Source organism: Pilosibacter sp. YYHA0881 (assembly GCF_051602715.1).
GTDB lineage: Bacteria > Bacillota > Clostridia > Lachnospirales > Lachnospiraceae > Alitiscatomonas > Alitiscatomonas aceti.
On sequence record NZ_CP175657.1, the window covers coordinates 2,396,534 to 2,415,425 of the forward strand.

Genomic DNA, 18,892 nt, shown 5'->3' on the forward strand with positions numbered 1-18,892 from the left:
CATAACTAAAGGAACATTCAAAATATCGCTTTTTTAGCTTTTCCAAATTTCAGATATATATTATAACTGTGAGTAATTCATAAGGAGGTCTTTAAAGTGGACAAAAGAATTCTCACAGTTATTCTCGGGATCCTTGCACTCATTCTTGATGCGATGAAAGATGATGAATAACGCCAGCCCAGGTCAGATATGGCCTGGGTATTTTTATGCAAATTATTTCCAAGGAGTCGAAAGAGAAGCAAACACAGAATCGATAGTGCATATAGCCTCCCATATTATGTTTACGATATAGAATGATGGAGAATGAGTTTCACACGCAGAAATAGGAAGGGCGGCAAAACAGGCTATATGCCTGAATTGCCGCCTTTTGCCTTATTCCGTATGATTTCTGCGGTGCTTTTTCTTTTTGATAAGAATGAACGAAGCAATCAATCCTGTACCCGAAACTGCAAGGAGTGTGATCCACAGCGCCAGGTTTGCAGTGTCTCCAGTTTGAGGCACTTTGTCAGATTTGGTTGTTGTGCCAGGTTGTCCGGGAGTGCCAGGCTGTTCTGGTGTTACAGGCTGTCCCGGGGTTCCAGGCTGCCTGAGAGTTTCCGGCTTCCCAGTCTGGTCGGGTGTACCTGGAATATTTGGCATGTCTGGAGTGATGGGTGCACCTGGAATATCTGGTGTATCTGGTGTATCTGAGGCGTTCGGTCCACCTGGCTGCGAAGGATTATCGGGTGTCCCCGGCATTACAGGTGTATCATCATTGACAATGGTGAATTTGTGACCGTGCCGTCTCAGTGACATGGTAAAGCCTTCGGGAACTTCTACTTCCTCCACGGTCCAGGAATAACGGCTGTTCAAACCGTACCAGGTGTATCTCCAGCCATTCTGTTCATTTAGGATCGCCTGGTCATATTCCCGTCCGTTTTTGCGGAGCATGACGGTAATGGAATCTGGAGCAGTTCTGCCATTATCCAGTTTCCAGATCTTTTGGGCGGTAACATTAATATCATCGTCGTCATCGTCGTTGTCATTGTTATCGCTGCTTCCGCTTCCGCCCCGGTAGTTGTGGAACGTTGCGGTTGCTGTCTTGTCAGCTTCAATGGTTCCGGTGTCTCCGGCGGTGGTTACGGTATAGCCGCTGTTGTCACTTTCAGTTACGGTATAACGAATACCGGCAGGCAAACCGGAAGCGGTAATACTCTCACCATGTTTCAGTGTGAATACTGCTACACCGTTATGGAAGGTCACTTCATTAAATTTTCCATTGATAGACGTATCGCCTAAAGTGATGGTAAAGGTGAAGTTTTTGGTTGTACTGCCTTGGCTACCGGACACGGTCTTGGAAACAACAAGGTTTCCTGTATTGGGGATCACAGGCTTGCTTTCGCGGGTATTTGTAAATCCCGCTGTCGCAGTCTGGTCTTTCACGATGGTTCCGTTTGCACCGGTGGAGGTGGTAGTATAGCCACCCTGGTTAGCTTCCTGCTCGGTGACGGAATAGGTCATGCCAGCATCCAGACCGGAGGCAGTCATGCTTTCCCCATGCTTCAGGGCAAAGGATGCAACGCCGTTTTTGAAGGTCATACCGCCATATGTACCGGTGACAGAGGTGTCATTTAATGTTACTTTAAAATGGAATTCCTTAGTCAGTTCGCCCTCGTTCCCGGCTACTGTTTTGGAAACCATTAATGTCCCAGTATTTTTCCCCGGATTGGGTGGGGTTGGCTTATCTGTTTCTGTCCAGTAGATGGCAAAGGGAGAGAAGCTGCCCCTCGTTTTATTTCCGGCCAGAGAAAAGATGATATTGCCATTTTCTACCCGAGCGGGAATGGCTTCCACGTTTGAGTTGTTGACCTGGTTTTTGAGGTCGTTCTTGTATTCCCGGTGTAAGCCATTAAAGTGCAGTACTTTGACGGTAGCTTCAGCCGGTATACCCGATGGGCAGGGCCAATAAATGGTGATGTTCGTGCCTTCGTCTGTGCTCATCCAGGCATTCCCGTCATTTTCATTGATCAGATCCAGATATTTGAACTGGTACTTCCCTTCTTCAAGTACATATCCGGCTGTTTTTGCACGGTCGATCAAAAGCTGTCTGGTATTTTCCTCTGCTTTTCCAGGAAGAAGCTCATCGAATAACAGGGAAATCTGTGGTGTACTGAGTCCGGCCACATCCAGTTCTGATTTTCCATTGGTGTAGAACCGGGTTCCATTGGGGATCACAGCTGTGCCGAGGCCATTTGCGGTATTGACCATGCCTGCCTCAGATACCACAGGCTGGGTGATGTCAACGGTTTTTTCGATCACACCTTTTGGATCGGATACGTTTCGAACCGTAAGAGTGCCGGGCTGATTGTGTAGGTCGATGGACTGACTGCCTTCTGAGGCTGTTACACCATCGAAATTCACGCGGATTTCATAGATACCAGCAATGGCATCATCGTTTGCAGGTGCACTGCCTCCCGGTGCAGAAGGACTTGTGGAGGACTCATGTTTTAGTGTGTAGGTACCATTTAACCATGGAAGAGCTACAATATCACCGGATTTTGTTCCATCCGGAAGCTTTTTCTTTTCCCCATTCACGGTGAATGTTACTTGGGACAGATCCATGCTTCCTTCTGCCTCAATCTTATAGCGGGCTGCTGGAAAAGTATCATGATGGATGGAATCTCCTCCGGTGTAGGAGATGATGTCCTGTGGTGTCATTGTAAGAGTCTTTTTTTCCACCGGTGTCCAGGAGCCCACCAGGGTCACATCCTCATTCGGCATAGTGAAGGAATTGTTGTCTACTAATCCATTTTCATCCATATAGCTGGGAGATTTTACCTTCCATCCGGAGAAAACATACCCCTCCAGAGAAGGCTCCTCCGCAATTTGGACGGATGAGGAATAGGGTTTCTGTTCTGTTGCAGGCAACGCTGCCGCGCCATTTGGCACAGTCCCTTCGTATTCGTAGGTCACGTTATGCTGTGCTGCACGGTAATAGATTTTCAGCGGATTGGTCTGTATGGCATCAATTGCGTTTGCAGAGAGACGGTGTGAGCCATAGGTTTCGTCAAAGACATAATGTGTACCCAGTATTTCGTTTTGGTTTCCAGTAATGTCAGGACGTTCCATGTCTGTGCCGTTAAAGTCGTCAGGGGAGATTTTTACCTCTTGATCATAATTTTTCTTTCCACCGCTGGCTTCTTTAAAAAGCTTCCATTCTGACTTTCCTGTAGTCTTGTCGAAGGTTTCATAATAAATATCATAGTACCATGGGACCTCGGTGGTGTCGTTCCATTTCCATTTTCCGATGAACTCAATACGACGTTTATACATACCTGGCGCACACAGGTTTTCGTCGTTCACTACCTTTGAATCGGCATCGTATCCTTCAAAAGTCCAAAGGCCCATCGTGGGATCGTTGTTACTTTTGCTGCCAACAAAAATGGTTTTTTCCGGTTGTATAGCGAATACAGTACTGTTTCGCAAATATACTTTTTTATCTTGAGGGTACGGTGGTCTTCCCACCCATGGTAGAATGGCATCTGCTGTGATGGATTCGAAATAATAAGATACTTTATATCCATCATATCTGGCCATAATGGATTCAGGGGCATGGACAATCCCCTTCAAAAGTATTGAGTCCTTATCCAGGGAGCCATATTCGTTATGGTAATACCCATCGATAGGATATGTGCATTTTGAATCAAAGTCCGTATAAGGTTCGTTTGCCAACCTCGGATCATTAAGGTGAAGGGTGGCTGAGTCGGTCAACTTAAAATCGTGTGCACGATATCCGTGATTCTTACATACAATGGATGTATCTTTTAGGATCACCGTCCCACCCTCTACAAAGACGCCGCCAGCATCACTGCCTGTATTATTCATGATTTTCGTATTGCCATTGAGCGTTAATGTTCCGTCCTGTAGGAGAATCCCTCCACCAACAAGGTGGGATTTATTTCCTGAAATGATACAGTTGGTGATACTGGTCGTTGGATTATAAAGGCGCATGGCACCGCCGTTTTCTCCTGAAACATTATTTCGTATTTTTGAATCCGTTATCACCAAATCCGCGTTACCCGTGACCATTATTGCACCTGCACTCTGTCCGAAATTCTCATAAATATCAACCTTGTCAAGGATTAACTGTATGGGATCCTGATGGTCAGAGTAGGTGGAGGAGTCTATTACGCTCCCGTTTGAGATAGAATCCATTCTATTATTATGGATGGATCCGCCAGTCATTCTGAATGATGAAGCTGATAACTGAATTACAAAAGAATTGTACGTCTTAGGATCAGCATTGCAGTTAAAAATCTCTCCATTTGTTATCGTCAGTGGTGTATGCTGTACATGGATAGCCCCTCCGATATTATTTTTTAACGTAGAATCATTAAAGGTCATCGACGTACATCTGGATCCGCGAATGAAAGGAAATCCACCGCCCTTATTATTGCCATCGATTACGACATTATCAAAAGTAATATTTTCGCAATCTATAAAATGCAGTAGATAATCACTATCATCACATGCCCGCTTAAGAGTGACATTCTCAATGAGTAAATCGTTTCCATCCCGAATCGTAACATTACCTAACAGCATAATGGTGCCGCCTTCTCCGGCCAGCTCAAGTGCTTTGTCAATGCTTTTGACAGGTTTGTCCTGGGAGAGTCCGTCGTTGGTGTCATCGCCTTTAGCGCCATAAAGCCAGATGATATTCCCCTGTTCTGCTTCCGGTTTTGTCACCTGTAAGGTGATCCTGGGCAATTCGATCCCATTTACAAGAGAATACCCCCCCCCCCGGGAATCACGGGCGTAAAAATATATTCACCTGCCAGTGTTCCATCGAATTCCGGTTCCGATTGCCATGTGATCCCAGATACGGTTCCAGCTTTTCTGGTGCTATCTGTAAAGTCCAGTGTGGACGGGAGATTGAGTTCCTTCCGTTCAGTCCCAACAGGAACGGACTGCATCTGTACTTTATCCGGAAGGGCAGAGAATTCCTGGATCTCAATAGTCTCGCTCAGTTGGTTTGCAGCAACGGAACAGATTTCGCAGGAAAACGTGCAGGGATGCCCTTTCACGGCTTCTGCATATCCACATGTATCATCATGCTGATGCTGGCAGATATTCTTTTTTGTGATGCAGCCGCTTTCTATGCTGCACTCATGGTCACAAGATAAGTTGCGTTCAGGTGGATTGGAGGGGGAAACGGTGTTGTCCGCGGCACCATTTTCCGTATAGCACGCATCGGTGTGCTTATGCACACATTTTGTGATCCACTCGTAGCAGTCCGCTGTGTGTTCGTGTTGACAGGGACTGCCTTTTGTTGCTTTCATATATCCACATGCTTCTGTATGTTCCGGGTGGTGTTCGCATATCCCGCCCGTATAAGTGGAAGTGTCTTCCGCTGATTTTCCTGCTCCAGAGGCGAACGTCACCGATGATGGGACGATCATGCATAGACAGAGGACTAGTGCAAGCCAGCGTTGTACCATTTTTCGGGTTCTGTGTTTCATAAGTTTCTCCTGTTTCTTGTTACATATTGTGATCTGTTATCTGCTTGCCGCCGGTTCTGCACCTTTAAACGAACGGGATCCGTCCGTGCAGCTGCCCATTGTTTCCCGGTATCCCCACAAGGATGGGGGGGGAGGAATGCTGCGGGGGATCCTGGGCCGTGGACAGGAACAGCGGCGGGGGCCGACCAGACAGATCCCTACAGTCTGATCGAAAAATTCCGGTCCCTCTATCATCGATTTTGCCGTTTGCTTGATGCCAGTGCTTCCCCACGGTTTTTATTGCGGTCCGCGTGCTCCGATCAGGGAAGCGGTTTCGTTTGGACTGCACCTCCTTTCATAAAAAACAACCGGCAGGTTACCGGTTGCACAAGGAAGCCATATCCCAGCCGCCATCCGATGGGATCGGCAGGGATTTTTCTGATTTTCGTGTCACCGGTTTTGTCCTGGTCGGACAGGCAGGATATCCCTTTTCCCAGAGAAAGGAAACAGAGAAAGATCCGGCTGCGGATATATTTTTGGGGATTTTTGTGTTTATTATGCCATACATGATAGAGTCACCAGATAACACATACATGTTCATTATACACCGTTGGAACAGAAAATGCCACCCCTTTCCAGCCATAAAAACCGGATAAAACCTGGATCCCTGCAGGAAGATATAAAAAGGCTCCTCATGGGGATGGTCTGCCGCTGGGACCGGTGCAAGAATCCGTTTTTCATTTTTAAAATTTCAGGCAGATATCATAACTGTGAGTAATTCATAAGGAGGTCTTTCAAATGGACAAACGAATTCTCACAGTTATTCTCGGTATTCTTGCAGTCATTCTTGATGCGATGAAAGAGGAGGAATAACACCAGCCCAGGTCATATATGGCCTGGGTATTTTTTGCCAAAAAAATCAAAGGAGGAATTTAAAATGGCAGCAAATGTTGAAACGATGTTTTACACAAGGACGGCACCATGGCACGGATTGGGGACAAGAGTACTGGAGGCACCGACTTCCAGCGCAGCACTCTCCCTTGCCGGGTTGGACTGGAAGGTGGTCCAGAAACCGGTTTTTACTGCGGATGGGCTTTTTATTTCCGGTTTCAAAGCGAATGTGCGGGACAGGGACAGCCAGGTACTGGGGGTGGTGTCAGACCGGTATAAGGTGGTCCAGAATGAGGACGCATTTGCCTTTACCGACGAATTACTGGGAGAAGGCGTTACCTATGAGACAGCAGGAAGCCTGCAGAATGGCCGCCGGACCTGGATCCTGGCAAAGCTTCCGCAGCGTTACATCATCCGTGGGGATGAGATTGATCCCTACCTGGTATTTATGAACAGCCATGATGGGACCGGGGCTATTAAGGCAGCCATGACACCGGTCCGTGTGGTCTGCCAGAATACGCTGAACCTGGCACTTTCCACCGCAAGGCGGAGCTGGTCCACCATCCACACTGGTGACATCCATGGAAAGCTCCAGGATGCCAGGAACACACTTCTGTATGCGGACCGTTATATGGCGGCCCTTGGAAAGACCATAGAGGAACTGAGCCTCCAGAAGCTGTCAGACCGTCAGGTCCTGGAATATATCGATGCCCTGTTCCCGCTTCCGGAGGATGCCAGTGAGGTACGGAAGAAGAATCTAGGGAAACTGAAGGAGGACCTAAAGCTCCGGTATTTTGAAGCGCCGGATCTTCAGCATGTGGGAAAAAATGCGTACCGGTTCGTGAATGCCGTTAGTGATTTTGCCACCCATGCCAGGCCATTACGGGAGCGTTCCAGCTACCGGGAAAGCCTGTTTGGCCGGACCGTGGATGGAAACGTCCTGATCGATCGGGCATTTGGAATTGTAAAAGCTGCTTAAAATGTATAGAGAGTGAGGAAAATGATGAGTGAACAGGAATACTTGGAAATGATCGTGGCTGAGCGGATCCAGATGATCCTGGCTGATATGGAGGGTGGGGCAGTCATGGATGGAGAAGAGGAATGGGAAAAGACGCTGGATGGCCTGGAGGAAGCACAGCGGAAGGCCATAGAAGGGTACCTGGACCAGACGGTATTCCGGCAGGCGGCAACCGAAAAGCATTTGTACCTTGCAGGCCTGAAAGATGGGATCCGTCTGCTGGATTGGGGCCTGTCAGACTGAACGACGGAACGGGAAGGGGGGATCCCTTGCGGTCCCTTCCTATTTACATGTGGAAAAGAAAGAGGGAGAAGCCAGAATGATCACGATCCATATTATCATCATTCTTATTTCCCTGTAGCGGGGAACAGAGGTCTGCGGCGGCGGATGCCAGAGCAGATCGGTTTTATATTCAGACACGAGGAGGGATCAGATGGAACAGAAAAAGATCAGACTGCTCCGGCCCGATGAGATCGAGTGCCGGATCGGAGCAATCAGTGAAAAGGGATTGAGCCTGCTCCTGTTTATGGATGCAAGAGCAGCACAGAATATCCTGGATGAGACGTTCACACCATTCGGATGGCGCAGGACCCACCAGGAGATCGGAGGAAGGCTGTACTGTACGGTAGAGATATGGGACCAGGAAAAGAAACAGTGGATCGGCAAGCAGGACGTTGGGACGGAAAGTTTTGCGGAAAAGGAAAAGGGAGCCGCTTCGGACTCCTTTAAAAGAGCCTGTTTTAACTGGGGGATCGGGAGGGAGCTGTATTCGGCTCCCTTTATCTGGCTCCCGGCGGACCGGGTATGCATCCGCCACGACGGGAAGCGGTATGTCACACCAGAGCGTTTTATGGTGGGATCCATCTCCTATGACGGGAACCGGGAGATCTGCGGACTGGAGATCCGGAATTCGGCCAACCATGTGGTGTTTGCCAGACGGATGCTGGAGCCGTCGCAGCCAGGAGGGCCGGATCCCGTCCAGGAGAAGGCTGCCGGGACTCCGGGAAGGGGTGGAAGAAGCCCGGCAGAGGCAGCCAGAACGCAGCTTACTGCAAAGATGAAGCGGGATATGCAGAAGGAGCTGGAACGCACCGGGGTTCCCCTGGAGCGTTATCAGTTGGAGGATATCAGACAGATGACGCCGGAGCAGTATCAAGATGCCATGAACGGGCTGAAACGGACCCCATCCCGGGCGGCTGCCTGAAAAACAGAACTATGAGGAGGGAAGCGTATGAGGAAACGGACACAGGAGGAACGGATCCTGGACATGATAAAGCGGCCGGTGCCCAGGAAGCGGGTGGGGATCGTGCATCTGGAGATGGTCCGGGAAAGCAGGACCCTTTATGGAATGAAACGGTTCCAGAATCCCAGGGAAGCGGCGGAGATGGTACGTCCCTTATGTGAAAAGGCAGACCGGGAGATGGTGCTGGTACTTTCCTTAAACGGAAGGCTGGAACCACAGGCCGTGGAGATCGCAGCGGTCGGCGGGATCAGTTCCTGCAACGTGGATATCCGGAGCCTGTTTAAGCATGCCCTGTTAAACAATGCAGAATTTGTGATCTGCATCCATAACCATCCTTCCGGGGATCCGGGTCCAAGCCGGGAGGATGAGGAGATCACCGGGCGGATCCGGAGTGCCGGGGCGCTTCTGGGGATCGAACTGGTGGACCACATCATCCTCGGGGAAGGGGATGCGTATTACAGTTTCAGGGATCATGGATGGTTGTGCGGGGATGGCAGGTTCCCCGCAGCATAAACAGAGTTATGAGGAGGAGTAAAATGACAGAGATGAAAGCATTTGCAGAACAGATCGCAGGAACTATGAACATGGAAGAAAACGGGAGCAAGAAGTTCAGGATCTGGGAAAAAAGGAAGATCAACGGAACCGTGTCCTTTGGGATCTTTTCTGCCGGGAACGGGGGTGGTGCTTCCCCGGTCGTGTACCTGGAACCGTTTTATGATGCGTACCGGAACGGGATGCCGTTAGAGGAGATCACCGGGCAGATCCGGAAGGGTCTGGATGGTGGGGAAAGCCCGGATCCGGAGGCTGTTCGCATCCTGGAACGGTTTGAAACGGCGGCGGGGAGGCTGGTGTTCCGGCTTGTGAACGCGGACATGAACCGGGAACTTCTGGATCAGGTGCCGCATGTCCGTATCCTGGACCTGGCAGTGGTATTTTATGTCTGGCTGGGAAAAGGGAACGGGGGAGTCCTTACGGCAATGGTCACCCGGGAGGCGGCAGACCGGTGGGGAGTCACGCCGGAAGGGCTCTGGAAGCTGGCTTCTGTCAATGCAAAGAGGGAGATGCCGCCAGTGCTTCGGGGGATCGGGACCATGCTGGAAGAAACGATGGCGGGAGAAGGCAGAACGCTGCCCGGAGAGAGCCAGGCGGGATCTTCCGGGGAGGATTTCATGTATGTCCTGACTAATCGGGAAGGGATCTGGGGAGCCGGATGCATCCTGTATCCGGGGGAACTGAAAAAGGCTGCCTCCAGGTTAGGCGGAGACCTGGTCGTGCTGCCTTCCAGCGTCCATGAGACCCTGCTCCTTGTACGGACCGGAGAAGAGGATCCGGAGGAGCTTGGGCGGATGATCTCCGGGATCAACCGGGAAGTGGTAGCCAGGGAGGAGTGGCTGTCCTTCCAGGCATACGGCTACAGTCGGAAAGAAGACCGGCTCATGCTGCTTTCAGAGATGCCTCCGGCAGGACAGCCGGAAGGCGGGCGGGGCTGGTCCTGTGCGGACCTGGTCCAGGCGTGACAGCCAGCAGAAAGGAAACAGGAAAAAAGCGGATGGGGAACGGCAGAAAGCGGTTCCCCCTTGAAGGAGGATGACAATGTATACAACGATCTCAACGAAAAACATGGACCGGAACGAATGGCTGAAAATAAGAAAGACCGGATTGGGAGGTTCTGATGCAGGGGCTGTCTGCGGGCTGAATCCTCATGTGAGCCCCATGGCTGTATACCGGGACAAGGTATCCGATGAAACCGATATGGGTGACAATGAGGCAATGCGGCAGGGACGTGATCTGGAGGAGTATGTGGCGCAGCGTTTTACAGAGGAGACCGGGCTAAAGGTACGTCGCTCCAATAAAATGTACCGGAGCACGGAATATCCCTGGATGATCGCAGACGTGGACCGGATGGTGGCTGGCGGCGGGGCCGGCCTGGAGTGCAAGACGGTCAGCGTATATAAGAAAGACCAGTGGGGGGATGGCGGGATACCGGTCCACTATCTCCTGCAATGCTACCACTACATGATCGTGACCGGCTGCCGGACCTGGTATCTGGCCGCCGTGATCCTGGGACAGGATTTCCAGTACCGGAGGATCGAATACGAGGAGGAGATCGCACAGAACCTGATCGCCCTGGAAGCGGAGTTCTGGAACAACCATGTGCTGCCCCGCCACATGCCGGATCCGGATGGATCGAAGTCCTGTGATGCGGTGCTGGAGGAGTATTTCTGCCAGCGGGGAAAGGCAGAAACCATTGAGCTGGTCGGGTTTGACCAGAAGTTAGAGCGCAGACAGGAGATCGAGGAGACTATGAAGCTTCTGGAGACGGAAAAGCGGCAGATCGACCAGGAGATCAAGGTCTTTATGGATGGGCATGAAACGGCTGACAGTGGCCGTTACCGGGTCACCTGGAGGGAGGTGATCTCCAGCCGACTGGACACGAAACGGCTAAAGGAAGAAAAGCCAGACATCTACCGGGAATTTCTGCAGGAGAGCAAAAGCAGCCGGTTTACAGTGAAGGTGGCATAGAGAAAGGATTGGTTATTTTGAGAAAGGTATGTTACAATGGAAACAGTGTAAAGAGAGGGATAGCCAATGGAGTTAAAGCGAGATATTTATGAAAAATTACTGGATTGGAAAAAGAGGGATTCCCATAAGGTCCTGGAGCTTCGGGGAGCAAGGCAGGTTGGAAAAACCTATATCCTAAACAAGTTTGCACAGGAAAATTATAAGACTTTTCTATATATCAATATGGTGCAGACAACCGGGGCAGAGTTTCTGGCATGCCTGGAGAAAGCTGCTGCATGGGAGCCGGGAATGCCGCGGAAGGAACAGCCGCTCCACGACGCCATGCGTCTCTTTGATGAACGCTTTCAGGATACGAAGGATACAATCGTTGTTATTGATGAGATTCAGGATTCAGCGAAAGTCTACTCGCTGATCCGGCAGTTTGCCAGGGAGTTTTCCTGTGATTTCATTATAACTGGAAGCTATCTGGGGAAGACACTTTCCAGAGAGTATTTTCAGCCAGTTGGTGATCTGGATATTATGATACTGGATACGCTGACATTTGAAGAATTTCTGGATGCCGAGGGAAAAAGAGACTTATACAATTCTGTAGATCTATATGGAAAAAGTTCTCATGAAGCATACGATGAACTAAAGCGGTATTATGACCTTTACTGTCAGATCGGGGGCTATCCGGCAGTTGTGAAAACCTATCTGGAAACAAGGGATATGGAAATCTGCCAGGCAGAGCTGGATCGGGTGATCCATATTTTTACAGAGGAATCCCAGGGATATTTTGACAATGTTCTGGATATCAATCTTTTTGGCCAGCTGCTTCCGGCAGTTGCACAGACAATGATAAGGGAGAAAAAGGGTTCTGTGGATCTGATCACTGAATTGTCCAAGATCGTTTATAAGCAGGAAAGCAGCCGGTTGAGTAAAAAGAGCATAAACCAGGCGATTGCCTGGCTGTATCGTTCCCACATTTTGGATTTTTGTGGAAAAGCCAATGACTGCAACCCGACCGATATATCAGCGAATAGCCGTTTCTATTTTTTGGATGTGGGAGTATGCAGAAGTTTTCTGGATATGGCCGGAGCAGATCTGCCCACACTCCGTGGTATTGTGAATGAGAATTTTGTTTACATTGATCTGTTAAAACGGGTGCGTTCCAGAAAAATCTCTGGAACAGCGCCCATGTTTGGCCTGTATAAAGAAGGCGAGATCGATTTCCTGGTCAATAGCCGGGAAAATTATAAAACTTACGGTGTTGAGGTGAAATCTGGAAAGACAGAGGGAAAAACGGCACAATTACTGTTGAAGGATGAAAAAGTAGAGGCAGTTTATTTTTTGAAAGGTGATACCTACGGAGGAATTGCTGACAGAAAAGTCACGGTACCCATTTATCTGGTAGGGCGTATGCAATTTGATTTCGTGAAAGAGCATACGCCAGGAAGCTCCTAAAATTGGATATCGGTATACGCTGTGACGGGAAGAATGGTTGAAAAGATATACAAAAGGGGCTGATCGATTGGGGGAGATAACAGCGGGATCCCGGAGGGAACTTCGGACAATAAAAAGGGATTCTGAACGGATAGTGTACCAATAGTGTACCAAACCGGAAGGAGAGGGGGGAGAATGCTGATAAAATAAGGGTTTGCAGCTGATTTTCCTGTGGTCTGCAACACCCTGATCACCGGTTCAAATCCGGTTCGCGCCTCTTGAGGAATCACAGAAATGTGGTTCCTTTTTAGTGGAAAGAGCCGTTTTAGAACAAGTTGGTACACTATAAATCGAAAGATAAAGGTATAGATAAGAGCAGGTGTTCAAACTTTAGAGAGTTTGTTCATCTGCTTTCTCTATAGATGAGGATTTGATAACCGCATCCAGTAGCTGTACCTTCTGGTCGGAAGGACAATTCAGTTTTTTAATATGCTGATTGACCAAACTTGTGTGGACACCGGCAACACGCTCTGCCAATTCACGCTGACCTTCTATGGTTTTAGGATAATGGACAATTACATTGATTGGAGCACTCTTTCTTGCGATACCACGCAACTCCCTCGTTATTTTAGTCTATGCTAATTGCTTCATTTCATAGTTGTGCTATCATCGAGGAAAATGACAAATTTTTAAAGAAATTACAATCTGTAGAATTGTTAAAAGAAGAGGATATCTACGCATTAAAAGAGAAAATACATATGAACAGAACTTATGATGTTTATATGAGATTGTAATTTGATAATTCTACAACTTTAACTCTTGTCAAAAAATAATATATGCTTATTAAGCAGTCATGCATTTTGGTGTGTGGCTGCTTTTTTAATAAGAACATGATTAAAACACGGGATAATAATTGCTACTAAAGCATATAATATGATTATAGAATATAAAAATGCAACAATTCACAAAAATCTATTCCGATTCCCACTGATATATTGATTTTTGAAGTCTATCTGGATATAATGGAATAGAAAAATGCAACATATTGCAAAAATCTTTCGCAAGGAGGTTTTAAGATGGAAATTCGCAGAGATTTTTATTTGAATAAACTGATAAAAAGAAAAAATAATGGAATGATTAAGGTAATTACCGGTATTCGTCGATGTGGAAAATCCTATTTGTTGAATAATCTGTTTTATCATCACTTATTGGAAAGTGGAGTTGATACAGACCACATTATCCGTTTTGCCTTTGACTCAGCTGAGGATCTTTATATGATTGGCGAAAGCCTAATTCAGATTGAAAAGGAAAAGCGTGGAGTTGATCCTGAAAAATTCATGGCATATGTCCGTTCCAAAGTTGTAGGTGAAGGAATGTATTATCTGCTGCTTGATGAAATTCAGATGTTGGATTGCTTTGAAGCTGTTCTGAATGGTTACCTTCGTAAAGATAATATGGATGTATTTGTGACCGGAAGTAACGCAAAACTCCTGTCCAAAGATATAGCCACTGAGTTTGCCGGTCGTGGTGACGAGGTTCATATGTATCCCCTGAGCTTTGCCGAGTTTATGACTATTTACAACGGTGATAAGTATATGGGATTATCTGAATATATGCTATATGGCGGTATCCCTCTGGTTGTTCTTCGAGAGGGAGCAAACGATAAGGCAGTTGTATTGCAGAATCTGTTCAATGAGATTTATCTTCGAGATATTACCAAGCGTAACAGAGTAAAGAACATCGGAGAACTGGAAGATCTTCTGAACATTCTTTCCTCTGCCATTGGTTCGCCGACCAATCCTGAAAAATTGAAGAATACTTTCAAGACGGTAAAGAAATCCAGAATTACTTCCGCTACCATTAAGAAATATCTGGATTATTTTGAGGATTCTTTCTTGATTGAATCAGCACAAAGATATGACATTAAAGGAAAAGCATATATTGAAACACCAAAGAAATATTACTTTTCCGATCTTGGACTTCGCAATGCCAGAATCAATTTCCGACAGTTCGAGCAGACCCATTCTATGGAGAATGTAATTTATAACGAACTTCGTATGCGTGGCTACGGCGTGGATGTAGGTGTAATACCGATTGCGGAACGCAATCAGGAAGGTAAGGTTATCCGCAAACAACTTGAAGTTGATTTTGTATGCAATCTTGGTTCTTCCAGATACTATATCCAGTCAGCATATTCACTTCCTGATGAAGCGAAGCGTACTCAGGAAATCAGACCGTTCAGAAAGATTGATGATTCTTTCAAAAAGATTGTTGTTACCAAAGACATCGTTCAGCCACACTACGATGAGTATGGTATTTTGACTGTGAACATTTATGACTTCCTTCTTGATCCGCAGATTCTTGAAAAATAAACAATGTAAACTCATGTTGCGGGATGTAAAGCTGATGTGGTGGAGTTACTTGATAGTATTAGGTACAATGAAATCACAAAAGCAAAGTCCAGCTAAGAAATGTCAAGAGGTGATATGAAAAAAGGTAACCTTAACAGACCATTCCGATATATTGGATTGGTCGCGAACGAAATATTGAGAGTACCGTGTTGATTATGCGGCTTGCAGTATCTTGTCTGGATGCTCCGCAGCGAATTGCTGGCAGTGCTCTTCCGGGGTGATGATCTCGAAAGGTTTGTTATCCCGAAGCATGGCAAAGATGATGCTGCAGATCTTATGCATGACAGCGCCCATTGCTGCCGGTCTTTTCTTGCCGGAGCACTTCCGGGTGTAGTAGTCGTAAACTACAGGATTCACAGGTGTGCCGCTCCCTTTATCAACCTTTACGTTATTGAGTGTGACCATGTGAAGAACCCGTCTGGCAAGGTTGGAACCGCGTTTGGACATATGGATTTTTCTTTTGTTTCTATTAATACTGAAGATGATGACGAAACAGAGGAATTGGTGGACTTTTCCGATGTGGATTATGAGGATGACCGCCTGGGAAAAACTAATATTTTGGATAAATTTGCAAGAGAGCAGTATCAGCAGTATATTTATATTAATATGATTGGGGAGTCAGGAGAATATTTTCTGGAATGTTACGAAAAGGCGTATCATCGAAGAAATGTACAGGACGAGGCAGAAAATGGCATGGCCGCAGTACTGAAGACGTATGCTCCTAACTTTGTAGACAGCAGGGAGACAATCGTTGTTATTGATGAGATACAGGAGTCTCCGGTGATCTACAGCCGAATCCGCGAATTTGCCAGGGAATTTTCCTGCGATTTTGTTGTAACAGGAAGTTATTTGGGAAAGACACGGGAAAAAGAATTTTTCCTTTCCGCTGGAGATACGGATACTCTGGTTATGGGGACTCTGTCTTTTCCAGAGTTTTTGGGGGCATTTGGAAAGAGGGATCTGTATGAGACCCTTACTCTGGACGGGAAGGACGATCATGCCAGGTATGATGAAATCAAGGATTATTTCGATTTATACTGCCAGCTTGGCGGTTATCCAAGAGTTGTCCAAAACTACTTGGAAACCGAAGATCTGAGCCAAAGCCGAAGACTAGTGGAGCGGATTATCGATATTTTTATCAAGGAGTCATCCAGATATTTTGAATCCGAACTGGATATTGAGATATTCGGGCAGTTATTCCAGGCAATCGCAATTATGCTTTTAAAGGAGAAGAGAGGTACGGAAGATCTGGTAACAGACTTATCCAAAATCGTCTTTAAAGAAGAAAGTGGACGGGTTTCTAAGAAGATGATAAATCATGCCAGAAGCTGGCTGTATTTATCTCACGTAATCGGTTATTGCAGCAAAAGTATTAATTGCGATCATTTAAGCATTGTAGATAACTGCAGATATTATTATATGGATTTGGGAGTGGCTGCTTATTTTCTGAGAAAGACCGGAGAACCAGATACAGCTATAAAAGGAATTCTATGCGAAAACTTTGTGTATTTGGAACTTTTGAATCGGTTGAGGAACACAGACAGCATTGCAGGAACCGTGCCATGGTTTGCCGTATACCAGCAGACGGGTGGAGTACTGGATTTTTATGTCAGAAGTCTGCTGGATTATAAGAATTACGGATTGGAAGTAAAAGCAGGAAAGAGCGCAGGAAATACAGCGTCCACTTTACTGGAGGCAGGCTTACTGGATTTTCTGTATTATCTAAAGGGTAATACCTACGGTGGAATTACGGAGGATGGAAAAATCCAGACAGTACCGCTCTATTTGGCTGGTAGGATCAGGTTTGATAAGGGAGTGTGATTCTTACAGGGTTACCGGAAGGGGCCGAGTATACGGTGACTGAGTTAGATGCGAATACAGATGGCTATATAACAGATCCATCTGGAGGGGCCATATGAACCTGTTCGAGCAGACGTTTAGGAAAATGTAAATATTCCGGAAAAAATGGATGTGGTGGAAATTACGGATACGCCTGTCGGATCAGATGTAACAGAGAATGTTAAAATACCTAAAACCGGAGACGCCAACCGGGCATGGCTGTGGGGACTTTTAGGTATCACATCATTGATAGGATTATGTTCGGTATGCATTTATTGGATCTTTAGAATAAAAGATACACAAAAGAAGTAAAGTAAGAAATTTTATAAAGGTGCCGCAATGTATCATATTTAATGATTGTGCGGCACCTTTGCTTTTATTTTTCAATTTTTTCTGTTTATTCTTCCCATCCCTCTAATTTTATTTTATAATAGACATATTGAGGGAGGGGATTACAACTACATGAAGACAAAAGAACGACTGCAAACGACTCTGGACCGCCTGCCCTACGGGCCGGAAGGCATGCCGGAGGACCAGAAGGTAAGCAAAAAACTCCCGGAGGGCGTCCGGTCCCGGGAACTGTACGAGGACATTGTCCGCATCGCCGGGCCCAGCTTTGTGGAGCTCCTGCTGACACAGCTCACGTCCATGGTAGACCTGATGATGGTGGGCTCCATGGGCGGGACGGAGAATCTGGAAATGGGGACCCAGGCACTGGCGGCCGTGGGATTGACCACCCAGCCTAAATTCCTGCTGATGGCCGCATTTGTTTCTATGAATACAGGCGTCACGGCCCTGGTGGCCAGAAACCGAGGCCGGGGAGACCAGGAAAAGGCCAACCTGGTGGTGCGCCAGGGACTTCTGTTCACCTTCTGGGCAACGGTGCTCATGTCCATCCTGGGCGTCGTATTTGCCCGGCCAATGGTGATATTTATGGGTTCCACCGAGGAGACGGTAACCATATGGGCCACCCAGTATCTTCAGATCCAGATGGCCGGTTTCCTCACCATGGCGCTGACCAGTACCATAACGGCGTCGCTGCGGGCAGTGGGGGATTCAAAAACGTGTATGATCTACAACATGATCGCCAACGGCGTCAACGTTTGCTTTAACTGGCTTTTGATCTACGGAAACCTGGGCTTCCCGGCCCTGGGCGTTGCCGGCGCCTCCATTGCGACGGTGATCGGGCAGTTCGTGGCCTTTGCCATTGCGATCTCTGTGATCCTTAAGGGGAACGGATTCCTGAAGCTGGAATTCCGGAAGGGCTTTAAGCCGGACCGGGGAGTCCTGGGAGATATCCTGAACATCGGTCTTCCGGCTATGGTGGAGCAGCTTCTGATGCGCGCGGGGATCATCATTTACGCAAAGACTGTGGCGTCCCTGGGAACTGTGGCGTATGCGACCCACCAGGTCTGCATGAATATCCAGGCCCTGTCCTTTATGACAGGACAGGCGTTTGCCGTTTCGGCCACGACCCTTATGGGGCAGTCTCTGGGAAAACGCCGCTACGATATGGCCCAGGCCTACACGAGCCGCACCAGGACCGTCGGCTTTTTGTTCTCCCTGATCCTGGCCGCCATATTTGTCCTGTTCGGCGGCAATATCGTTGGTCTCTACAACAGCAATCCGGAGATCATACGGATCGGCGGGCACATCATGCTGATCGTGGCATTTTTACAGCCGTTCCAGAGCTCCCAGTTCATCGTTGCCGGTGGACTGAGGGGTGCAGGAGACACCAGGACCACGGCCATGATCACCTTCGTCACAGTGCTTTTGGTACGTCCTGTATTTGCCATCATCCTGATCCGCATGGGCCTTGGCCTTTACGGAGCCTGGTACGCCCTGGCGGCTGACCAGCTTCTCCGGTCGGCCCTGGTCCTTGCCAGATACCAGAGCGGAAAATGGAAGACCATACGGCTCCGGAACGAGGTGTAGACCGGATACAGCTTAAGATTTCATAAAGAGCGGGGCTGCTGCAAAAGAGAAGGTTCTGAACCTCCTTTTGCAGCGGCTCCGCTTTTCAAATCCAGCCGTGTGATGTATAATAAAACTGTTATCTGTATAGAAA

General features: G+C 47.8%; 15 protein-coding genes and 1 pseudogene. 12 read left to right on the top strand and 4 right to left on the bottom strand.

Annotated elements, in window-relative coordinates:
• Positions 1–372 precede the first annotated feature (372 nt).
• The gene (locus ACI6NM_RS11190) at positions 373–4,725 is read right to left on the bottom strand and encodes a DUF7601 domain-containing protein (protein WP_262427733.1); all 4,353 of its coding nucleotides are present in this window, start codon (positions 4,723–4,725) and stop codon (positions 373–375) included.
• Between the two features lie 32 nt (positions 4,726–4,757).
• On the bottom strand, positions 4,758–5,498 hold the full coding sequence (locus ACI6NM_RS11195) for a hypothetical protein (protein ID WP_262427734.1): 741 nt from the start codon (positions 5,496–5,498) through the stop codon (positions 4,758–4,760).
• A gap of 317 nt (positions 5,499–5,815) precedes the next feature.
• Here ACI6NM_RS11195 and ACI6NM_RS11200 point away from each other — a divergent pair, with 317 nt between their 5' ends.
• The 8 genes from ACI6NM_RS11200 (at position 5,816) to ACI6NM_RS11235 (ending at position 12,595) form a co-directional block, all read left to right on the top strand.
• Positions 5,816–6,133, top strand: a complete 318-nt coding sequence (locus tag ACI6NM_RS11200; RefSeq protein WP_262427735.1) for a hypothetical protein — start codon at positions 5,816–5,818, stop codon at positions 6,131–6,133.
• Positions 6,134–6,414: 281 nt separating this feature from the next.
• On the top strand, positions 6,415–7,347 hold the full coding sequence (locus ACI6NM_RS11205; RefSeq protein WP_262427736.1) for a DUF932 domain-containing protein: 933 nt from the start codon (positions 6,415–6,417) through the stop codon (positions 7,345–7,347).
• 21 nt (positions 7,348–7,368) lie between these two features.
• The gene (locus ACI6NM_RS11210) at positions 7,369–7,629 is read left to right on the top strand and encodes a hypothetical protein (protein WP_262427737.1); all 261 of its coding nucleotides are present in this window, start codon (positions 7,369–7,371) and stop codon (positions 7,627–7,629) included.
• Positions 7,630–7,819: 190 nt separating this feature from the next.
• Complete coding sequence (locus ACI6NM_RS11215; RefSeq protein WP_262427738.1) at positions 7,820–8,590, top strand: Rad52/Rad22 family DNA repair protein; 771 nt, start codon at positions 7,820–7,822, stop codon at positions 8,588–8,590.
• Between the two features lie 27 nt (positions 8,591–8,617).
• Positions 8,618–9,142 carry a JAB domain-containing protein gene (locus tag ACI6NM_RS11220; RefSeq protein WP_262427739.1) on the top strand — a complete coding sequence of 175 codons (525 nt, stop codon included), beginning with the start codon at positions 8,618–8,620 and terminating at the stop codon, positions 9,140–9,142.
• Between the two features lie 23 nt (positions 9,143–9,165).
• Positions 9,166–10,146 (top strand): DUF5688 family protein, encoded by a 981-nt coding sequence (locus ACI6NM_RS11225; RefSeq protein ID WP_262427740.1) that lies wholly within the window; start codon positions 9,166–9,168, stop codon positions 10,144–10,146.
• 76 nt (positions 10,147–10,222) lie between these two features.
• On the top strand, positions 10,223–11,152 hold the full coding sequence (locus tag ACI6NM_RS11230; RefSeq protein ID WP_262427741.1) for a YqaJ viral recombinase family nuclease: 930 nt from the start codon (positions 10,223–10,225) through the stop codon (positions 11,150–11,152).
• Between the two features lie 66 nt (positions 11,153–11,218).
• Positions 11,219–12,595 (top strand): ATP-binding protein, encoded by a 1,377-nt coding sequence (locus tag ACI6NM_RS11235; protein ID WP_262427742.1) that lies wholly within the window; start codon positions 11,219–11,221, stop codon positions 12,593–12,595.
• A 369-nt stretch (positions 12,596–12,964) separates the two neighbouring features.
• Here ACI6NM_RS11235 and ACI6NM_RS11240 read toward each other — a convergent pair whose 3' ends face one another.
• Entirely contained in the window at positions 12,965–13,189 is a 225-nt protein-coding gene (locus tag ACI6NM_RS11240) for a hypothetical protein (RefSeq protein ID WP_215653723.1), read from the bottom strand.
• A 461-nt stretch (positions 13,190–13,650) separates the two neighbouring features.
• On the opposite strand from ACI6NM_RS11240, the gene ACI6NM_RS11245 reads away from it, so the two are divergent.
• On the top strand, positions 13,651–14,946 hold the full coding sequence (locus ACI6NM_RS11245) for an ATP-binding protein (RefSeq protein ID WP_262427743.1): 1,296 nt from the start codon (positions 13,651–13,653) through the stop codon (positions 14,944–14,946).
• Between the two features lie 192 nt (positions 14,947–15,138).
• Here ACI6NM_RS11245 and ACI6NM_RS11250 read toward each other — a convergent pair.
• Positions 15,139–15,438 (bottom strand): annotated as a pseudogene (locus ACI6NM_RS11250) (IS110 family transposase); the annotation flags it as partial.
• On the opposite strand from ACI6NM_RS11250, the gene ACI6NM_RS11255 reads away from it, so the two are divergent.
• From ACI6NM_RS11255 to ACI6NM_RS11265, 3 genes are all read left to right on the top strand, one after another.
• Positions 15,433–16,806 carry an AAA family ATPase gene (locus tag ACI6NM_RS11255; protein WP_262427751.1) on the top strand — a complete coding sequence of 458 codons (1,374 nt, stop codon included), beginning with the start codon at positions 15,433–15,435 and terminating at the stop codon, positions 16,804–16,806. The pseudogene ACI6NM_RS11250 and the gene ACI6NM_RS11255 overlap by 6 nt on opposite strands.
• Positions 16,803–16,904, top strand: coding sequence for a hypothetical protein (locus tag ACI6NM_RS11260; protein ID WP_420361288.1), 102 nt, complete (start codon positions 16,803–16,805; stop codon positions 16,902–16,904). Before ACI6NM_RS11255 ends, ACI6NM_RS11260 begins: the two co-directional genes overlap by 4 nt.
• 382 nt (positions 16,905–17,286) lie before the next feature.
• Positions 17,287–18,759: an MATE family efflux transporter gene (locus tag ACI6NM_RS11265; protein ID WP_022272311.1), complete on the top strand. Its 1,473-nt coding sequence runs from the start codon at positions 17,287–17,289 to the stop codon at positions 18,757–18,759.
• The last annotated feature ends 133 nt before the right edge of the window (positions 18,760–18,892 follow it).